The following is a 17,685-nucleotide window of genomic DNA, read 5'->3' on the forward strand; positions in this document are numbered from 1 at the left end:
GGTATGACCACCAGACTCATTGATGACTCGCTGTTCGACGGTGGGATCCCACCGCGTCTCTCGGGCGCGCGCTGCTCCGGGTGCGGCACCGTCGTCTTCCCCCGTCAGCACTCGTGCCCCAGGTGTTCGGACGGGCCCATGTCCGGTCACGTGCTGCCGGTGAGCGGGCGCGTGTGGTCGTGGACGCTCCAGGCGTTCCCGCCCAAGCCGCCGTACCGGCCGCCGGCCGACGGCTACCGGCCGTACCACGTGGGTTATGTGGACCTCGGTGAGGTGCTGGTCGAGGCGCAGCTGGCGGTTCCCCGCGCGGAGATGAGGATCGGGCTGCCGGTCCGGCTCACCATGGTGCCCGCGTACCACGACGAGGACGGAACCGAGGTACTGACCTTCGCGTTCCGCCCGGACCGGGAAGGGGAGCGATGAGCCGGACCGACGACGTCTACGTGGTCGGATGCGGGATGCGTCCCTTCGGCCGCGACGAGAACGTCACGGGGATGGACATGGCCGAGCGGGCGGTGCGCGAGGCACTGGCCGACGCCGGGGTCTCCTGGGAGGACATCGGCTACGCGGCCGGCGGCTCCGACGTGTCCGGCAAGCCCGACACGCTGGTGGGCCGCCTGGGTCTGACCGGTGTGCCGTTCGTCAACGTGCAGAACGGCTGCGCCACCGGTGCCTCCACGGTGCTCGCTGTGGCGAGCGCGCTGCGCGCGGGCGAGGCCTCCCTGGGGCTGGCGGTGGGGTTCGACAAACACGAACGGGGCGCGTTCAACGTCTCCGCGGCCCGCTACGGCCTGGGCGACTGGTACGCCGAGACCGGCCTGATGCTGACCACCCAGTTCTTCGCCCTGAAGACACAGCGGTACCTGCACGAGCACGGAATCTCGCAACGGGCGCTGGCGATGGTCGCCGCGCGGGCCTTCCGCAACGGCTCGCACCACCCGCTGGCGTGGCGGCGCGAACCGCTGACCGAGCAGGAGATCCTGGACTCCGCCGAAGTCAGTCCTCCGCTCACCCAGTACATGTTCTGCTCACCGGGACAGGGCGCGGCGGCGCTGGTGCTGGCGCGCGGCGACCGCGCCTTCGACCTGTGCGAACGACCGGTCAGGCTGGCGTCGTTGGCCTTCCGTACCCGGCGGTTCGGTTCGTTCGAGGTGTTCGCACCCTGGCTGCCGCCGGGACCGCACCGCAGCCCCAGCGTCGATGCCGCGGAGGCGGCCTTCCGCACGGCCGGTGTGGGGCCCGCGGACGTCCGGGTCGCCCAGTTGCAGGACACCGACAGCGGCTCGGAGCTGATCCACCTGGCGGAGACCGGGCTGTGCGGGCACGGCGAGCAGGAAGAGCTGCTGGCCGGCGGGGACACCGATCCCTCGGGCCGGATACCGGTCAACACCGACGGCGGCTGTCTGGCCGGCGGGGAGCCCGTCGGCGCTTCGGGGCTGCGGCAGTTCCACGAGGTCGTACGGCAGTTGCAGGGCCGGGCGCCGGGCGTGCAGGTACCGGGGGCTCCCCGGGTGGGCTTCACCCACGTGTACGGGGCGCCCGGGATCAGCGCCTGCTCGGTCCTCACGGTGTGAAAGGCGGCAGCTCGCCATGCGGCACGGCAACGGCAGAACCGCTCTGCTCACCACGGGACGACGGGTGGGCTGTTCGCCGGCCGCGAGCCGCTTTTCCGGTGAACCGCCCGCCCCGGCAGACGGTGGCCGGTCCTGAGCGGGGGGTCTCAGGCCCGTGTCCCGGCCGACTTCCGATCAGCGGCGACGATGCGCAGCGCCAGCGCCCTGACCGCCTCCAGTACGGATCGCGAGGGCATCTGGGACAGTGGCCCTCCCTCCGCCCGCAGTGCCATGACGAGCATGGTCGTACTGATCAGGGTGCGGACCGCGAGCGCCTGCGCCGCGTGCCTGGCCTTGGCCGCCCGGGGGCCGCGGGAGGTGCCCTCGGGCAGATAGTCGTAGCCGCGCTGGATGTGCCGCTGCTCGAACTCGTCCCGCAGCGCCTTGACGCTGCCGTTCGCGGAGGCGATCTGGACCTGGTACAGGCGGGCCTCGTCCGGGTTCTGCTCCACCCAGTCCCACACGGCGTCGATGACGCGCAGCAGCCCCTCCGCATCGCCCGGCTCGGACTCCGGCCGGGCCGCCTCCACGACCGCGTTCAGCTGGTCGAAGACCCGTCGCATGGCGAGTTCGAGCAGTTCCTCCTTGCCGTCGAAGTGGTAGTAGACGGCCGTGGGCACCACCTGTGCCTCGTCCGCGATGTCCTGGATGCTGGTCTCCGCGAATCCGTTGCGGCCGAACACCCGCACGGCGGCGTTGATGATGTGCTGCCGCCGCGAGGGTCGGTGAGCGGGCTGCTTGCCGTTCTTCGTGGTGGCCATCATGCTCCCCTGGCGACTGCCGTGGACCCGCGTGCGTGGGCCCTGTGTACTGACCATGCTATCCAGTAACTCCCACCGGCCGACGGTGTAATTCCTGCTACGCGTGTGCCTCAGGGACACCGAGGTCCCTGCATACTTGACATCATGACGACATCCGGGACCCGCGCCGCTCACCGTCCGTCGCGCAAGCAGTGGGTGATCGAAGCAGCCACGGAGCTGTTCGCCACCCAGCCGCCGGACGAGGTGACGGTGGCCGACATCGCCGCTCGTGCGGAGATGACCTCGGCAGCGGTGTACTACCACTTCTCCTCCAAGGACCAGGTCCTGGTGGAAGGTATGCGGGTGTTCGCCGCCGCGCTGTGCGAGCAGCTGGAGGCGATCACGGAGGCTCACGGGCCCGACTCGGACATCGGACCCGCGATCACCACGCTGGTGGCCTGGCTGGGCGAACACCGGTCCGCGGCCACCGTGTTCTTCGTGTCGTCGGCCGGTATGAGCCAGGAGGCCGAGGCGCTGCGCCAGGAGAGCCGTACGAAGCTGCTGGCCGGACTGGTGCGCTTGATCCACAAGGCCCGGGAGTCGGTCTCCGACGCGGAGGCGGCGGTGATCGGCCTGGGCCTGCTGGCGCTGCTGGAGACCGCGGCGATCTCGCAGGTCCGGGGTGACGACCTGTACCGGTCGCTCGGGCACCGCTCCTTCGTCCGCGAGGTCAGCCACCTTGCCGAGCGGATCGCCGACCCGACGGCCGAGTGAGCCGGGCCTGCCGGCCGGTGGATCACATCAGCAGACGGAGTGGTTTTCGCAGCAGCTCTCCGACCGTGCGCAGATACTCGGCCGCTGGTGCTCCGTCGACGGCGCGGTGGTCGAAGGTGAGGCTCAGAGTGAGCACCCGCGTCCGCAGCGGTCGGTCGTCCCTCCACTCGACGCCGTCCCTGAGTCTGCCCACCCCGAGGATCGCGACGTTGCCGGGGTTGATCACTGGTGTGAAGAAGTCGACGCCGTATCCGCCCAGCGAGGTGACGGTGAAGGTGGCGCCTTCCAGCTGGGCCGGGGAGACCCGCCCCTCGCGCGCGGCCTGGGCCAGGGCCCTCGACCGGCGGGCGATCTCGGGCAGTGGCAGAGCCACCGCGTCCTCGATCACAGGGACCATCAGGCCGCCCGGAACGGCCACGGCGAACCCCAGGTGGATGTCGTCGAGCAGATGGACGCCGTCCTCGCGCACCGTCGCGTTGAGCAGCGGGTGTTCGCGCAGGGCCGATGCGGCGGCCTTCAGCAGGAAGTCGTTGAGGCTGGGCACGGGCAGTTCGCTGTCGGCCCATTCCTCCTTGAGCCGGTTCCGCAGGGCCACCACGGCGTCCATCCGCACCTCGTAACCGTGCGTCAGCTGGGCCATCTCCTGGAGGCTGGCGTGCATCCGGCGGGCGATGGTGCCGCGCATCCCGGTGAGGGGGAGGACGTCTCCCGGCCGAGGTGCGGTGTTCCGGCGGACGGGCGCCGGTGCGGGCGCCGGGGTGACGGAGTCGAGGTCGGACCTGCGGATCCGGCCGCCGGGCCCGGTGCCGTTCACCTGCGAGAGTTCGATGCCTCGCTCCTTCGCCAGTCGGCGGACCAGCGGCGAGACAGGGAGGACGGGGTCGGCCGGCAGGACCGCGGGCGATGCCTGGGCCGCCGGGGAAGCCTCGGCGTCGGCGAGGAACTCCTCCACGTCCTCCGAGACGATCCGGCCTCCGGGCCCGGTGCCGCGGACGAGCGTGAGATCGACGCCGCCCTCGGACGCAACCCGTCGGGCGTTCGGTGAGACCAGGAGTCGGTTCCCGGTGCCGCCGGTGGCGGAGCTGCCGTTGAGGGACGGCGCAACCGACGCCGTGGGAGCGGATGCGGCGCCCGAAACCGCCGGCGCGGCGGCCGTACCGCTGGTCCCGGACCCGGCGGGCATCGGCGTACCCACCGGGTCCGGTGGCTGCTCGCCCTCGGCCAGCAGCCAGCCGATGAGGGCCCCGGCCGGGAGGGTGGCTCCCGCCGGGACCACCGGGTGGAAGAGTCCCCCGGCCTCCGCCTCGACATCCACGTCGACCTTGTCGGTGGCCAGCCGCAGCAGTGCGTCGCCCTCCTCGACGGCGGCGCCGGTGGCCACGAGCCATTCGTCGATCGTGCCTTCCTGCATGGTCAGGCCGATCTTCGGCAGCAGAACCTCGACCGCCACGTCGGTCACGACCTTTCGAGGAGGCGTCGGCAGCCCTGGACGATGCGGGCGCGATCGGGCACGTACGCCTTCTCCAGGACCGGGGAGAAGGGCACCGGAGAGAAGGGGGCGCCGATGCGCAGGACCGGCGCGTCCAGATGGTCGAAGACCGTGTCCTGGATCTGCGCGGCGATCTCCGCGCCGAGCCCGCCGAACGTGACGGCCTCGTGCACCACGAGCACCCGGTTGGTGCGGCGGACGGAGGCGAACATCGTCTCGGTGTCCAGCGGCTGCACCGTGCGGGGGTCGATCACCTCGACCTCCACGCCCTCGGTGGCGAGTTCGTCGGCCGCTGCGAGGGCCTCCCCCACCATCCGGCCCAGGGCGATCACGGTGACGTCGGAGCCCTGCCGGGCGATGTGCGCCTGGCCCAGCGGGATGCCGTAGATCTCCTCCGGCACCTCGCAGGTGCTGCCGAGCAGAACCTTGTTGAGCATGACGACGACCGGGTTGTCGTCCCGGATCGCCGAGACGGTCAGGCCCTTGGCGGTGTACGCGTCGCACGGCATCACCACCTTGAGGCCGGGCACATGGGCCAGCCAGGCCTCCAGGCTCTGACTGTGCTGGGCCGCGGCGCCGAGGCCCGCCCCGGAAGCGGTGGTGATGGTGAGCGGCACGGACACCGAGCCGCCGAACATGTACTTCATCTTGGCGGCCTGGTTGACGATCTGGTCGAGGCAGACACCGATGAAGTCCATGAACATCAGGTCGACGACAGGGCGCAGCCCGCGAGCGGCGGCACCCACCCCGAGGCCGACCAGGGCGGCTTCGGAGATCGGGGTGTCGATCATGCGACGGGGGCCGAACTCGTCGAGCAGGTTGTCGAACATACGGAAGACGCCGCCGTAGCCGGCCACGTCCTCGCCGGCGACGAAGACGTTCTCGTCCTCGCGCATGGCCTGGGCGAGGCCTTCGTTGAAGGCCTTGACGTAGGACAGTTTGCGGGCCGTGCGGTTCGGGGCGACGGCCTGTGTTTCGGTGAGCGTGGTCATGGCGGTCATCCCGAGTAGACGTTGAGCAGCAGGTCGGCGGTGTCGGGCAGAGGGCTCGCCTCGGCGTACGCGATGGCCTCGGCGATCTCGTCGCGGGTGCGCTGCCAGGCGTCGTCCAGCTCCGCGCGGGTGGCGGTGCCGTCGGCGACGGCGCGGGCCTCGAGCAGGTCGATGGGGTCGCGGGCCTTCCACTCGGCGACCTCCTCGTCGGAGCGGTAGGGGTGGCGCAGACCCTTGACGCCCTGGTGGTCGAAGTAGCGGTAGGTCTTGGCCTCGATCATCATCGGGCCCTCGCCTGACCGGGCCCGATCGACGGCTTCGGCGGCGGCGCGGTGGACCGCGACCGCGTCCATGCCGTCGACGATCACGCTGGGCATGCCGTAGGCGGCGGCCCGCTCGGCGACGTCGGTGATCAGCATGTGCTTCGACTGTGGCGTGAATTCGGCGTAGCCGTTGTTCTCGCAGACGAAGACGACGGGCAGGCCGAGGATGGCGGCCATGTTGGCTCCCTCGTGGAAGGCTCCGATGTTCGTGGCGCCGTCGCCGAAGAAGGTCACCGCGACGCTGTCCTCGCCCTTGTACCGGGCGGCGAAGGCGGCGCCCACCGCGATCGGGACGCCCGCTCCGACGATGCCGTTGGCGCCGAGCATGCCGCGGGTGACGTCGTTGATGTGCATGCTTCCGCCGCGGCCGAGACAGGCGCCGGTGGCGCGGCCGTACAGCTCGGCGTACATCTCCCGGAAGCCGACGCCCTTGGCCACGGCGTGCCCGTGTCCGCGGTGGGTGGAGGTGATCTGGTCGTCGTCGCGCAGGGCGGCCATCACGCCGGCGGCCACGGCTTCCTGGCCGACGTAGAGGTGCAGGAAGCCGGGCAGTTTGCCTGCCTCCATGAGCTTGCCCGCCTCGGTCTCGAACAGTCGGATACGCACCATGCGCTCGTGCAGATCCTTGATGACCTGCGCGGATTCTTTTGACGCCGTCGACGCTCGTTGAGCCATCGTCCGCCCCTTCGCCCGAGGGAGGTTGCCAAGCAATCTGACTTACTTGTACCGGTCTACAGTAACCAGCACGGGGCACCTTACTGAACAGCATCTCTAATTACTACGCCCCGGACCCGAGTCTTCACCCCGCGCGTCCACCAGCTCGACGGCATTGCCCTCCGGATCCGACCAGAAGCTGACGCGCCGCCCTCGCGCCAGGACCACGACCGGCTCCGAAAGGGGCCGGGCACCCGCGGCCGCCAGCGCCGCCACCACCGGGTCCAGGTCGTCGAGGTGGAAGGTCAGATACGACAGCCCGGTGCACCCTACGAGCGGGAGCGCCTCATGCGCCGACGCCGCGGGCGACGAGGGAAGGAGCAGCTTGACGCACCCCCCGGAGGGCACCTGGAGCCAGACCACGACCAGCTCTCCACCGAGGCCGGCCGGACCCCCGACGGACTCCGGTACGCGCGAGCGGTGCACGGCGCGACAACCGAGCAGGTCGCAGTAGAAGCGCTCCATCGGCTCCAAGTCCCGCACCACCACGCCCACCTCGAACGGCCGGGTCATGACCATCGCACCCACCCCCACAGGACGCCGCGCAGCGACTTCGTCACTTTCTATTGACACACCACACTAAGTCCTGTTGTCGTTTCGGACACAGCCCAGCTGTCGCATTCCGAAGCCGGTCACCGGCTCGCGGCTGGGAGGATTGTGAGGACATCGTGGTCCAGACCAGTTCGCCGGAGATTCGGGAGACTGACGCCGGGCGCGAGCCGCCCTCGGCCCCCGAATACTCCTCGTGGATCAGCCAGGACCGGTCCACCGACGCCGCGTCCGTGACGATGCGGCGGGAGGCCGCCGAACTCGTCGAACGCGTGGTGGCGCACTACCGCGACAACACGACGCACGAGGCGGACGGCCAGTGGACGGAACCTGTCGCCAACTACCTCGACGCCGACCGCTGGCGACGGGAGACGGAAGCCGTCCACCGGAGCGTTCCGCTGCCGCTCGCCATGTCCTGCGAGCTGCCCGGACCGAACACCTACAAGGCGCTGGACGTGCTGGGTGTACCGGTGCTGATCACCCGGGACCGCCAGGGCGCCGTGCACGCGATGATCAACGCCTGTCGGCACCGGGGGGCCAAGCTCCTGGAACCCGGCTGCGGAGTGTCGAGGCGGCTCACCTGCCCGTACCACTCCTGGTCCTACGACCTGGCCGGTGAGCTGCGCGGCGTATACGCCGAGAAGACCTTCGGAGAGGTTCCGCGGGAGGGCCGCGGCCTCGTCAGGCTTCCGGCCGGGGAGCGGGCGGGGATCGTCTTCGTCTCGCTGGACCCGGCCGCGGAACCCGACCTGGACGCCTGGCTGGGCGACCTCCAGCCACTCCTGGAGGGCCTCCGGCTGGCCGAGTGCCACCACTACTCCACCGGCGAGCTGACCAGCCCCAACTGGAAGGTCACCCTCGACGGGTATCTGGAGACGTACCACTTCGCCTCGCTGCACCCGAAGACGGTGTTCGAGACGAACCTCTCCAACATGATGGCCCACGACACCTGGGGCCCCCACCAGCGCATCGCACCGGCCCTGCGTCCGATCGCGCAGGCGGTCGAGCTGTCCCCGGACCAGCGCGACCCGGGAGACTGCGTCGGCCCCATCTACTGGCTCTTCCCCGGCCTGGCGATCGCCGGCGGCTGGCGGCAGAAGATCGCCGTCTCCCTGGTGCTCCCCCGGACGGCCACCGAGTCGGTGACCCAGCAGATCATCCTGCTGCGGGAACCGCCGGTCACCGAGGAGGAGCGCCAGGCCGCCGACCGGTTCGGCGAGTGGTTCCACGAGGTGGTCCGCGACGAGGACTACGCGACCACCTACGGAGTCCAGCAGGGCCTCGCCGCCCTCAACGGGACCGACTTCGTCTTCGGACGCAACGAGCCCGGACTCCAGCACTTCCACCGCACCATTCACCAGCACCTGGACGAAGCAGCCCCCAGAGCCGCCAGGTGACGAACCAACAAGACTCGCGGGAGAACACCATGGTGGCTACGGGCAGCCTCGACGGACGTGTCGCGGTGATCACGGGCAGCACGCGCAGCATCGGCCGCGCCATCGCCGAAAAATTCCTGGCCGACGGCGCCACGGTCGTCATCAGCGGCCGTAGCGAGCTCAAGGGCAAGCAGGCCCTGGAGGAGATCGGCGCCGGCGACCGGGCCGTCTTCCACCCCTGCGACGCCAACAGCCAGGAAGACATCGAGAACCTCGCCGACTTCGCCGCCGAGCGCTTCGGCCGGCTCGACATCTGGGTCAACAACGCCGGCGGCACCTCGGGCTTCGCCCCGGTCCACGAGCTGAGCGACGAGGCCTGGCACGACGCCCTCAGGCTGAACCTCAACGCCTACTTCTACGGCACCCGGCGCGCGCTGCCGAAGATGCTGGCGGGCGGCTGGGGCCGGATCATCAACATCTCCTCGGTCGAGGGCAAGCAGGCCAACAAGCCCGCGATCAGCCACTACATCACCAACAAGCACGCCATCCACGGCCTGACCAAGGCCACCGCCTTCGAGTACGGCACCCAGGGCATCACCTGCAACGCCATCTGCCCCGGCGCCGTCGACACCGACCTGATGCGGGCGGCGGGCCCGGCCGCGGCGGAGGCCGAGGGCATCTCGTACGAGGAGTGGCTGGGCCGCTTCGCGGAGCACGCGGCCACCAAGCAGATCACCACCGTGGAACAGATCGCGGCCGTCGCCTCGCTGCTGGCGAGCGACGCCGGTGCCGGCATCACGGGCACGCTGATCAGCGTCGACGGCGGTACGGCGCAGTGGTAGGCACCGGGACGGACGGCAGGAGATCTTCGGCCATGAAGAGCTGGATCACGGACTGGCAGCGCAGTGAGCGGCTGCCGCACTACACGCGGGCCAACGCGGGCGAGACCCTGCCGGAGCCGGCCAGCCCCCTGGGCTGGACCCTGGTCTGGGGGCGCGGTCTGCACGGCTGGCGCAAGGGCTTCGTCGGCTTCGGCATCTACCACGAGGAGGAGGTGGCCGGCCCTCGACCGCCGTTCGTCGGGATGTTCGGCGGCTACTTCTACCTCAACCTGTCGCACATGCGGCTGTTCGGCATCCGTATGGGCCAGACGGCGGACCAGATCGACGCCGCCTTCGTCGGCCAGCGCTCGGACACCCCGGTGTACGTGGCGCACCCCGACGACCAGGACGCCGAACTGACCGCCAAGGCCGGCGGCACGCTCCAGCGGATGCTGGGGCAGGCCAATTTCCCGGAGGCCGACGCCGACCGGGAACGGCTGCGCCGCCTGCGCCGCGAGCGACCGGACCCGACCGGACTGTCGGACGCCGCGCTGGTGGCGCACGCACGGTCGTTGCTGGACGAGGTGGAGACGACCTTCCAACGGCACGTCGAGTCGTCGCTGCCCGCGTCCGTCGGCCCCGCGATCCTCGGGCCGCTGTGCGCGAGCGTGGACCGCCCCGGCGCCATGCTGGACCTCATCGGCGGTCTCGGTGACGTCGACTCGGCCTCCCCCTCGGACGGGCTGTGGACACTGTCCCGCCAGGTGGCGGCCTCGGCCGAGCTGACCGCTCTGTTCGACCAGGGTCCGGCGGCGGTGGAGCATGCGCTCGACGGCGCGAGCGGGGACGTGAAGGCGTTCCGTGACGCCTTCGAGGAGTTCCTGGCCGAGTCCGGTGACCGCGGCCCCAACGAGTGGGACATCCACGCACTGTCCTGGGAGGCGGCTCCGGTGCAGGCACTGGCGCTGGTCGACCGGATCCGACACAGCTCCGACGACGACTCCCCGGCCGCCCGACGGGCTCGCCTGACCGAGCGGCGCGAGCGGACCGCGCAGGAGATCCGGGCCGTGCTGGCCGAGGACGCGCGGCCGATGTTCGACGCCGGCATGCACGCCTCCCAGGTGTGGATCCCGGCCCGCGAGCGCACCAAGGCCAACTGTGTGACCGTCGTCAACGAGATCCGGATGGCACTGCGCGAGCTCGGCCGCCGCGGGGTCGAGGCGGGGCGCTTCGCCAAGCCCGAGGACGTGATGATGCTGCTGGACACCGAACTCGACGACTATGTCGCCGACCCGGAGTCCTTCGGCCCCGTCATCGCGCGACGGCTTCAGGAGTACGCGGGGCTGCATGAGCTGGAACCGCCGTTCTTCGTCGCGGACGACGCGCGGACCGAGATCGACACCTGGCCGCGGCGCGCCGAGGAGCGCACCGAGGCCGCGGTCGAGGGCGATGTGCTCAGCGGCGTGGGTGGCAGCCACGGCATGTACACCGGCCGGGTGCGGGTGGTCACGGATCCGGCCTCGTGCGAGGCGCTGGAGCCGGGTGAGGTGTTGGTCGCGCCGATCACGGACGCGGCCTGGACCCCACTGTTCCTGGTCGCCGGAGCGGCCGTGGTGGACGTCGGCGCAATCAACAGCCACGCCGTCGTGGTCTGCCGGGAGCTGGGCATCCCGGCCGTCATCTCCGTCGAAGGCGGAACGCGACGGTTGCGGGACGGCATGGTGATCACGGTCGACGGCAACCGGGGCACGGTCACCGTGGACGGCGTCCCGGCGCCGCTCGGCGTCTGAAGCACCTCGGGCCCGCCGCCCCCGCACCGGGGCGGCGGGCCCGAGGGCATGACCGCGAAAGGAAACCCCCGTGACCGAGGAAGTCATCGTCGCCGGCTGGATGGACTACGAACCCGGTGACCGCGACACCATGCTCAAAGCCCTCGTCGAGCTGGGCCGGCACACCCGTGAGCGGGAACCCGGCTGCCTGGACTACGCCATGACCGCCGACCCCACCGACGCGCGGCGTATCCGGGTCTTCGAGCACTGGACCTCCCGGCAGGCCCTCGACGAGCACTTCACCACCGCGCACATCAAGGACTTCCGGGCGGCAGTGGCGGGGCTGACCCGGGTCGGGGTCGGTCTGACGGCCCACACGCTCGCCGCGTCACACCCCATGCGTTGAAACGGCGCCCCTGCCGGGGGCGCCGTTTCGCTGGGAGTCGTCCAGCCCGGTCAGTGGGCATCGTCCAGCCGGACCAGCATCTTGCCGACGTTGCCGCCGCCGAGCAGGGACAGCAGCGCCCCCGCGGCGTTCTCCAGGCCGTCCACGACCGTCTCGCGCGCGGTGATACGGCCCTCGGCGAGCCAGTGTGCGACCCGCTGCTCGAACTCCGGCCGCAGGTCGTCGTGGTCGCGGACGATGAAACCGCGCAGCGTCAGCCGTTTGAGGACCGCCTGGATCAGCTGGTTGATGTCCACCGGCCGTCGCTCGCCGCCGAACTGCGACATCATGCCGCACAGGGCGACCCGGCCACCGGTGCGCAAAGCGTGCAGGGCGGCGGCCAGTTGCTCACCGCCGACATTGTCGAAGTAGACGTCGACGCCGTCGGGTGCCAGCCGCGCCAGCGCCTCGCGCACGGGCTCGGCGCGGTAGTCCGCGGCGGCGTCATAGCCGAACTCCTTCACCAGCAGGGCGCACTTGTCCGGCCCTCCGGCGGTTCCGATGACCCGCCCCGCGCCCAGCAGGCGCGCGAACTGCCCGGCGGCAGTACCGACGGCCCCGGCCGCCGCCGACACGAAGACGGTGTCGCCGGGGCGGAGTTCGGCGATCCGGGTCAGGCCGACGTATGCGGTGAAACCGGTTTGGCCGAGCAGCCCCAACCAGGTGGGCAGCGGGGCGAGTCGCGGGTCTATGCGACCCGCGCCGTCGGTCTCCGCGGCCTCCAGGACGGCCCGCTCCCGCCAGCCCGACTGGTGTCGTACGAAGGCACCGGCCGGCACCGAGGAGCAGCGGCTCTCCTCCACGACTCCGAGAGCCCGGCCGTCGAGCGGCGAGCCGGGGGTGAAGTTGTGCGTGTAGTGCTTCTCGGTGCTCTCCAGCCGTCCGCGCATGGACGGGTCGACGCTCATGTAGAGGTTACGGACGAGCAGTTGTCCCTCGCCGAGGGGCGGCAGTGGGCGTTCCTCAACGGCGAAGTCACCGGGCACCGGTTCCCCGTCGGGCCGGCGCACCAGACAGACCACCCGAGTGGTCCGGGGTGTCACAGGGTCACTCCCCCGGCTGCGGGACGCCGCGCCGCCGGGCGAGCCGGCCCACCCAGCCGGCCATCTGCAGATCGGCGTGGCGCAGTTCGCCCGACTGCCACCGGGCCTGGAAGTCGAAGACGCCCTGCGCGCCGGTCCTCGGGTCGGTCACCTCGACGAGGCCGTCCTCGGTGAGCCGGTACACATGCCCGGTCAGCGGGTGGATCACTTGTTTGGTCATGGGGCCCTCACTCCTGCACTCGGCGGCGTACGCCGCGCTTGGTCACGGTCACCGGGCCCTCGACCCGGAGCCGGCAGGCGAGCCGGGTCAGGCCGTCCACCGGCTTGCGCAGGGCCTCGATGCCCTCGCGTTCCAGCGGGTCCACGGGGGAACAGTTCTCGGCACCTTCCTCGATCCGGACGAAGCAGGTGCGGCAGGTGCCCCTGCCGCCGCAGACGGTCGGCCAGCGGTAGCCGAGCCGCCCGGCGGCGCTGAACAGGTCCTCGCCGTCGAGGACTTCGATCTCGACGTCCGAGGGCCGGACCGCCACGCGGTGGGTCACTTGTTCATCCAGTGGTCGAGCGTCCGGTTGAAGTGCCGGATGCGGCTCTCCTGGTAGTTGGCCAGGGTGATGCCCGGCTTGCGCATCGCCTTCAGGCCCTGCTGGACGTAGGGCAGGTTCTCGCAGTCCTGGTCGAAGACGGGCCCGAGTACGCCGAGTTCGGGGATGTCCGCGAAGAGCATGTCCTCCGGCACCCAGCGGATCTTCGCGGGAGGCGGCATCTCGCCGGGCTGCTTCGGGGCCGACATGAAGATGATCTCGGCGGTGCACGAGTCGGGGTCGAGCCCGTTGGGCCGGAACCGGTAGATGATGTTGGACTTGGCGCCGCCCCACGGGTTGAAGTTGGGGAACAGCAGGTAGTTGATGGCGTCCAGCAGTTCGGCGTCCGGGGTTTGCGAGAAGTCCTGCTGCGAGGTGGACGCCAGTTGCTCGCGCATCCGCTGGGCGAGGACCTGGCGGGCGGTGCCGCCCGGCGGGATCGCGGGCAGTTCGTCGCCCTCCCCCATCACCAGGTCGCGGCCCTGGGCCGCCGAGTAGAACGCACGCGAGTCGTAGAAGGTCTCCAGGACGTCCTCCTCCGTGACGGAGTCCGCCACGTGCGGACTGGGAGCACCCTGGATGTTGATCATGCGGTTCCAGTTCGGCTGGTCCGCCATCACGTCGTACTGCGAGTTGGCGTCGGCGAGCCACGGCAGCATCTGCGGGTGGGTGGCGATCACATGGAAGGACTCGATGAACGCGTCCTGCGCGATCTTCCAGTTGCAGGGCAGCACCTTGGCGATGTGCAGCGACTTGTAGCGGTTCTCCAGCGGCCAGATGTAGTACTCGTCGAAGGTGCCGCGGTAGCTGTCGAAGGACTCCGCGTACGGGTCCATGTTGATGAAGACGAAGCCGCGCCAGGTGGCCACCCGGGCCTCGGGCAGCGCGAACTTCTCCGGAGCGACGTGCGGGAAGTCCCAGGCGCACGGCGGGGTCCGCATGGTGCCGTCGAGGTTCCAGGCGAAACCGTGGAACGGGCAGCGGAACTCGCCGACGTTGCCGCCGCTGGTGCGGAGCTTCCGGCCACGGTGCAGGCACACGTTGACGAAGGCGCGGATCTCGTCGGGGGCCGTGCGCACGACGATGAGCGAGTCGTCGCCGATCTCGTAGATCTCGTGGTCTCCGACCTCGGGGATCTCGCTCTCCAGGCAGGCGAACTGCCAGACGCGCCGCCACACCTGCCGCATCTCGCGTTCGGCCCACTCGCGGGAGGTGAAACGTGTGGCGTCGATGTCCTCGCTGCCGAGGTAGTCGTTCCTCTCGTACCTCAGGGCGGCGGGAACGGGCCGGCTGTCCTGGTCGAGGTAGTCCTGGACGCTTGGCCCGGGGCACCGTGCGGTGACCGTCTCCGACGTTTCGTCCATCATCTCTCCTCCGGCAGAAACTTTAGAGTGAGTGTAGTTAGCTGCCACCGTCGGGAGCAACACTCGCGACGGCGGACGGAGCCACATCGCCCGAGGTCATCACGAATACCGTCGCCCGGCCTGGAATTTTTTGCGACACCCCTCTCCCCAAGCTCGCCGGGGCGTGTCACACTCCGACGCACTTGAGGCTGTAGTGCCTCATAAGTTTCTTGTTCCGGGTCGGCGTCTGCCCGTCCCGGGCCCAGCGCCGCGGGGTCACCCCGGCGGCCCGCGCCGTGCCCCACGTCGGCGATCGACGCAGCCCGCTTCCCCTCAGCACCCCATGAGTGCCGTCCCGTCCCGGGCGGCACAGGATCCGCCTGCACGGAGCCGACCGCCGCGGACGCGGGAGCGACGCGGGTCGCGGCAGCGCAGGCGCCACACCACGGGAGTACTCAACGATGAGTTCCACACCCGGTCGCGCGGTCCGCCGCGCCCTCACCGCGATCGTGCCCGTCACCGCCCTGCTCACCCTGACGGCATGCGGTTCCGACTCCACTCCGGCCGCCGGGACGTCGCAGGCGGCGGCACCCGGCTCGCCCGGTCTGACGGCGGCCCGCGCGGCGCTGCAGAAGTACTCCGAACGCCCGGCCTCGATCTCCGTCACCCAGCCCGTCGGCAAGAAGATCCCCAAGGGCAAGGAGATCGACTTCATTCTGTGCGGCGTCCAGTCCTGCAAGGACCTTGCCGACTTCTTCACCGAGGGCGCCGAGGAACTCGGCTGGAAGGTGAAGCAGATCGCGACCCAGGGAACCCCGGAGTCCGTCCAGGCCGCCTATGAGCAGGTCCTGCGCGACAAGCCGGACGCCGTCGTCGCCTCCGGTTTCCCGCGTGCCGTCTACGCCAAGCAACTGGCACGGCTGAAGGCGGCCGACATCCCCGTCATCCAGTCGAACGCCGACGACGTGGTGGGCGACGGCGTCTCCCTGCTGAAGAACGGGCCGAAGGACGTCGGCGTCCAGGGCGAGATGCTCGCCTCGTGGGTGGTGTCGGACAGCGGCGCCGAGGCGAACACCGTGTACTTCGATCTGCCGGCCTACTCGATCCTCAAGCCCGTCAAGGACTCCTTCGCGGCCAAGTACAGGGAATGGTGCGCCGGCTGTGCGCTGGACAACGTCGACGTGCCGATCACCGCGGTCGGCAAGGACATGCCGGACCGGGTGGTGTCGTACCTGCGCTCGCACCCGAAGGTGACCCACGTCGTCTTCTCCCTGGGCCTGCTCAACGTGGGCGTCCCGGCCGCGCTGAAGACCGCCGGCGTCACCGGCAAGCACCTCGTGGTCAACGTCGGTGACGCACAGAACTACCAGTACATCCAGAGCGGTCTCAGCGACGGCGCGATGGCGCTGAACTCCCATGAGACGGCATGGATCCAGGTCGACGCGCTGGCGCGGCACTTCACCGGCCAGTCCATGGACGTGGACCAGCGGGCGGAGCTGCCGAACATGCTGGTCACCAAGGGCAACCTGCCCTCCGCCGACGGCGACTTCCCGATCGTCGAGGACTATCAGGCACAGTTCAAGGCGCTGTGGGGGCTGAGTTGACCCGGCCGGTGCTGCGGGTGGCCGGGCTGTCGAAGAGGTTCGGCGGAACCCAGGCGCTGAAGGAGATCGACCTGGAGGTCGCACAGGGCGAGATCCACGCTCTGATCGGCCCCAACGGCTCCGGCAAGTCCACCCTCATCAAGATCCTCGCCGGATACCACCACGCGGAGCCGGGAGCGGTCGCCGAACTCGACGGCGAACCGTTCGACCTCGGCCAGGTCACCGCCTCCCGGCACGACCGGCTCCGCTTCGTCCACCAGGAGCTGGGGCTGGTGGGCGAGTTGAGCGCCGTCGACAACCTCGCGCTCAGCCGCGGCTTCGCCCGTACGGCCCTCGGCAACATCCGCTGGCCGGAGATGGAGAGACGGACGACCGCACTGGTCGAACGGTTCGGTCTCGGCATCGACGTGCGCCGGCCCCTGACGACGGCGACCCCCGTCCAGCGCGCGGTGGTGGCCATCGCCGCCGCGCTGCAGGGCTGGGAGGGCCGCCGCGGTGTCCTGGTGCTCGACGAGCCCACCGCCGTACTGCCGCCCGGTGAGGTGGCCCGGCTCTTCGACATCGTGCGGGAGGTCCGCGACGCCGGCGCCGGCGTGCTGTACGTCTCGCACCGGATGGACGAGATCTTCGCGCTCGCCGACCGGGTCACCGTGATCCGCGGCGGACACCGCATCGCCACGCGCCCGGTCGCCGAACTCACCCCGCGCTCGCTGGCGGAGCTGATGGCGGGAGAGGAGACGGAGACCGACCACCGCCCGGCTCCTCGTTCCGGCACCGACGGGACCGTACTGGAGGTCCGCGACCTGTGGGCCGGGCCCCTGCGGGGAATCGGCTTCGATCTCGCCGGGGGCGAGCGTCTGGGCATCACCGGGCTGGTCGGCTCCGGCCACGAGATCGTGCCGTACGCGGTGTGCGGCGCCCACTCCGGGCGGGTGAGCGGCAGGCTGCGGCTGCCGGAGCGCTCCGAGCGCTGGACCGACGCGCGCCACGCCGGCGGGCTGGGCCTCCCCCTGGTCCCCGCCGACCGGCCGGGCGAGGGAGTGATCGGTGACTTCTCGGTCGGCGAGAACCTCACCCTTCCTCTTCTGCACCGGCTCCGCGCCCGGGGCGGACGGCTGCACCGGCGCCGCGAGTCCTCCCTCGCCGAGGACTGGATCCAGCGGGTCGGGGTCCGCACGGCGGGCCGCGGAGCCCGCATCACCACACTGAGCGGCGGCAACCAGCAGAAGGTCGTCATGGCCCGCTGTCTGGCCCAGCGTCCGCCGGTGCTGGCGCTGTGCGAACCCACTGCGGGCGTCGACATCGCCACCCGTCTGCAGCTGTACGACCTGATAGAGCGTCAGGCGGACGAGGGCATGGGCGTCATCCTCTCCTCCTCCGACACCCAGGACCTGCTCGCCCTGTGCACCCGTGTCCTGGTGGTACGGGACGGCCGGATCGTACGGGAGCTCAGCGGTCGCGACATCACCGAGCCCGCGCTCGTGCACGCCATGGAAGGAACCGAGTGAC

Annotated in this window: 18 protein-coding genes and 1 pseudogene; 10 read left to right on the top strand and 9 right to left on the bottom strand. The window is 70.5% G+C overall.

Annotation, left to right across the window (positions count from 1 at the left end; genetic code table 11):
- Positions 1-3: 3 nt before the first annotated feature.
- The 3 genes and pseudogenes from SGFS_RS08030 to SGFS_RS08040 all read left to right on the top strand — a co-directional run.
- A pseudogene (locus tag SGFS_RS08030) lies at positions 4-120 on the top strand (zinc ribbon domain-containing protein); the annotation flags it as partial.
- Between the two features lie 18 nt (positions 121-138).
- Positions 139-423, top strand: a complete 285-nt coding sequence (locus SGFS_RS08035; protein WP_286259853.1) for an OB-fold domain-containing protein — start codon at positions 139-141, stop codon at positions 421-423.
- Positions 420-1,574: a thiolase family protein gene (locus tag SGFS_RS08040; RefSeq protein ID WP_286248902.1), complete on the top strand. Its 1,155-nt coding sequence runs from the start codon at positions 420-422 to the stop codon at positions 1,572-1,574. Before SGFS_RS08035 ends, SGFS_RS08040 begins: the two co-directional genes overlap by 4 nt.
- A 146-nt stretch (positions 1,575-1,720) precedes the next feature.
- Here the strand turns inward: SGFS_RS08040 and SGFS_RS08045 are convergent, their stop codons facing one another.
- Entirely contained in the window at positions 1,721-2,377 is a 657-nt protein-coding gene (locus tag SGFS_RS08045) for a TetR/AcrR family transcriptional regulator (RefSeq protein WP_286248904.1), read from the bottom strand.
- A gap of 141 nt (positions 2,378-2,518) precedes the next feature.
- Between SGFS_RS08045 and SGFS_RS08050 the strand changes: the two genes are divergently transcribed.
- Positions 2,519-3,127, top strand: coding sequence for a TetR/AcrR family transcriptional regulator (locus SGFS_RS08050; RefSeq protein ID WP_286248906.1), 609 nt, complete (start codon positions 2,519-2,521; stop codon positions 3,125-3,127).
- A 22-nt stretch (positions 3,128-3,149) separates the two neighbouring features.
- On the opposite strand, the gene SGFS_RS08055 is transcribed toward SGFS_RS08050, so the two are convergent.
- The 4 genes from SGFS_RS08055 to SGFS_RS08070 all read right to left on the bottom strand — a co-directional run bounded on the left by SGFS_RS08055 (position 3,150) and on the right by SGFS_RS08070 (position 7,158).
- On the bottom strand, positions 3,150-4,586 hold the full coding sequence (locus tag SGFS_RS08055; RefSeq protein ID WP_286248907.1) for a 2-oxo acid dehydrogenase subunit E2: 1,437 nt from the start codon (positions 4,584-4,586) through the stop codon (positions 3,150-3,152).
- A complete protein-coding gene (locus tag SGFS_RS08060) occupies positions 4,583-5,608 on the bottom strand; it encodes an alpha-ketoacid dehydrogenase subunit beta (protein WP_286248909.1) in 1,026 nt (341 codons plus the stop codon). The genes SGFS_RS08055 and SGFS_RS08060 overlap by 4 nt, the downstream gene beginning before the upstream one ends.
- A 5-nt stretch (positions 5,609-5,613) precedes the next feature.
- Positions 5,614-6,606, bottom strand: coding sequence for a thiamine pyrophosphate-dependent dehydrogenase E1 component subunit alpha (locus SGFS_RS08065; RefSeq protein WP_286248910.1), 993 nt, complete (start codon positions 6,604-6,606; stop codon positions 5,614-5,616).
- Positions 6,607-6,702: 96 nt separating this feature from the next.
- Positions 6,703-7,158, bottom strand: a complete 456-nt coding sequence (locus tag SGFS_RS08070; protein ID WP_286248912.1) for a VOC family protein — start codon at positions 7,156-7,158, stop codon at positions 6,703-6,705.
- A 155-nt stretch (positions 7,159-7,313) separates the two neighbouring features.
- On the opposite strand from SGFS_RS08070, the gene SGFS_RS08075 reads away from it, so the two are divergent.
- From SGFS_RS08075 to SGFS_RS08090, 4 genes are all read left to right on the top strand, one after another.
- A complete protein-coding gene (locus tag SGFS_RS08075; RefSeq protein ID WP_286248914.1) occupies positions 7,314-8,591 on the top strand; it encodes an aromatic ring-hydroxylating oxygenase subunit alpha in 1,278 nt (425 codons plus the stop codon).
- Positions 8,588-9,412: an SDR family NAD(P)-dependent oxidoreductase gene (locus SGFS_RS08080; RefSeq protein WP_286248915.1), complete on the top strand. Its 825-nt coding sequence runs from the start codon at positions 8,588-8,590 to the stop codon at positions 9,410-9,412. The genes SGFS_RS08075 and SGFS_RS08080 overlap by 4 nt, the downstream gene beginning before the upstream one ends.
- Before the next feature lie 32 nt (positions 9,413-9,444).
- Positions 9,445-11,181 (top strand): PEP-utilizing enzyme, encoded by a 1,737-nt coding sequence (locus SGFS_RS08085; RefSeq protein WP_286248918.1) that lies wholly within the window; start codon positions 9,445-9,447, stop codon positions 11,179-11,181.
- Between the two features lie 70 nt (positions 11,182-11,251).
- On the top strand, positions 11,252-11,566 hold the full coding sequence (locus SGFS_RS08090) for a putative quinol monooxygenase (RefSeq protein ID WP_286248919.1): 315 nt from the start codon (positions 11,252-11,254) through the stop codon (positions 11,564-11,566).
- A gap of 50 nt (positions 11,567-11,616) precedes the next feature.
- Here SGFS_RS08090 and SGFS_RS08095 read toward each other — a convergent pair whose 3' ends face one another.
- From SGFS_RS08095 to SGFS_RS08110, 4 genes are read right to left on the bottom strand one after another with little or no spacing between them, the layout of a single operon-like run.
- A complete protein-coding gene (locus SGFS_RS08095) occupies positions 11,617-12,648 on the bottom strand; it encodes an NADP-dependent oxidoreductase (RefSeq protein ID WP_286248922.1) in 1,032 nt (343 codons plus the stop codon).
- Between the two features lie 4 nt (positions 12,649-12,652).
- Positions 12,653-12,868 carry a transposase gene (locus tag SGFS_RS08100; RefSeq protein ID WP_286248924.1) on the bottom strand — a complete coding sequence of 72 codons (216 nt, stop codon included), beginning with the start codon at positions 12,866-12,868 and terminating at the stop codon, positions 12,653-12,655.
- Between the two features lie 7 nt (positions 12,869-12,875).
- On the bottom strand, positions 12,876-13,190 hold the full coding sequence (locus SGFS_RS08105; RefSeq protein WP_286248927.1) for a 2Fe-2S iron-sulfur cluster-binding protein: 315 nt from the start codon (positions 13,188-13,190) through the stop codon (positions 12,876-12,878).
- Positions 13,187-14,596, bottom strand: coding sequence for an aromatic ring-hydroxylating oxygenase subunit alpha (locus SGFS_RS08110; protein ID WP_286248930.1), 1,410 nt, complete (start codon positions 14,594-14,596; stop codon positions 13,187-13,189). Before SGFS_RS08110 ends, SGFS_RS08105 begins: the two co-directional genes overlap by 4 nt.
- Positions 14,597-15,033: 437 nt before the next feature.
- Between SGFS_RS08110 and SGFS_RS08115 the strand changes: the two genes are divergently transcribed.
- A complete protein-coding gene (locus SGFS_RS08115) occupies positions 15,034-16,176 on the top strand; it encodes a sugar ABC transporter substrate-binding protein (RefSeq protein ID WP_286248932.1) in 1,143 nt (380 codons plus the stop codon).
- Complete coding sequence (locus SGFS_RS08120) at positions 16,161-17,684, top strand: sugar ABC transporter ATP-binding protein (RefSeq protein WP_286248934.1); 1,524 nt, start codon at positions 16,161-16,163, stop codon at positions 17,682-17,684. The genes SGFS_RS08115 and SGFS_RS08120 overlap by 16 nt, the downstream gene beginning before the upstream one ends.
- The last annotated feature ends 1 nt before the right edge of the window (position 17,685 follow it).

The sequence above is a fragment of the Streptomyces graminofaciens genome, assembly GCF_030294945.1.
Lineage (GTDB): Bacteria > Actinomycetota > Actinomycetes > Streptomycetales > Streptomycetaceae > Streptomyces > Streptomyces graminofaciens.

Coding starts and splice junctions, on each gene's coding strand:
- SGFS_RS08070 (WP_286248912.1), bottom strand. CDS start 7,158: ATGACCCGGCCGTTCGAGGTGGGCGTGGTGGTGCGGGACTTGGAGCCG.
- SGFS_RS08085 (WP_286248918.1), top strand. CDS start 9,445: ATGAAGAGCTGGATCACGGACTGGCAGCGCAGTGAGCGGCTGCCGCAC.
- SGFS_RS08040 (WP_286248902.1), top strand. CDS start 420: ATGAGCCGGACCGACGACGTCTACGTGGTCGGATGCGGGATGCGTCCC.
- SGFS_RS08065 (WP_286248910.1), bottom strand. CDS start 6,606: ATGGCTCAACGAGCGTCGACGGCGTCAAAAGAATCCGCGCAGGTCATC.
- SGFS_RS08100 (WP_286248924.1), bottom strand. CDS start 12,868: ATGACCAAACAAGTGATCCACCCGCTGACCGGGCATGTGTACCGGCTC.
- SGFS_RS08110 (WP_286248930.1), bottom strand. CDS start 14,596: ATGATGGACGAAACGTCGGAGACGGTCACCGCACGGTGCCCCGGGCCA.
- SGFS_RS08115 (WP_286248932.1), top strand. CDS start 15,034: ATGAGTTCCACACCCGGTCGCGCGGTCCGCCGCGCCCTCACCGCGATC.
- SGFS_RS08035 (WP_286259853.1), top strand. CDS start 139: ATGTCCGGTCACGTGCTGCCGGTGAGCGGGCGCGTGTGGTCGTGGACG.
- SGFS_RS08050 (WP_286248906.1), top strand. CDS start 2,519: ATGACGACATCCGGGACCCGCGCCGCTCACCGTCCGTCGCGCAAGCAG.
- SGFS_RS08045 (WP_286248904.1), bottom strand. CDS start 2,377: ATGATGGCCACCACGAAGAACGGCAAGCAGCCCGCTCACCGACCCTCG.
- SGFS_RS08060 (WP_286248909.1), bottom strand. CDS start 5,608: ATGACCACGCTCACCGAAACACAGGCCGTCGCCCCGAACCGCACGGCC.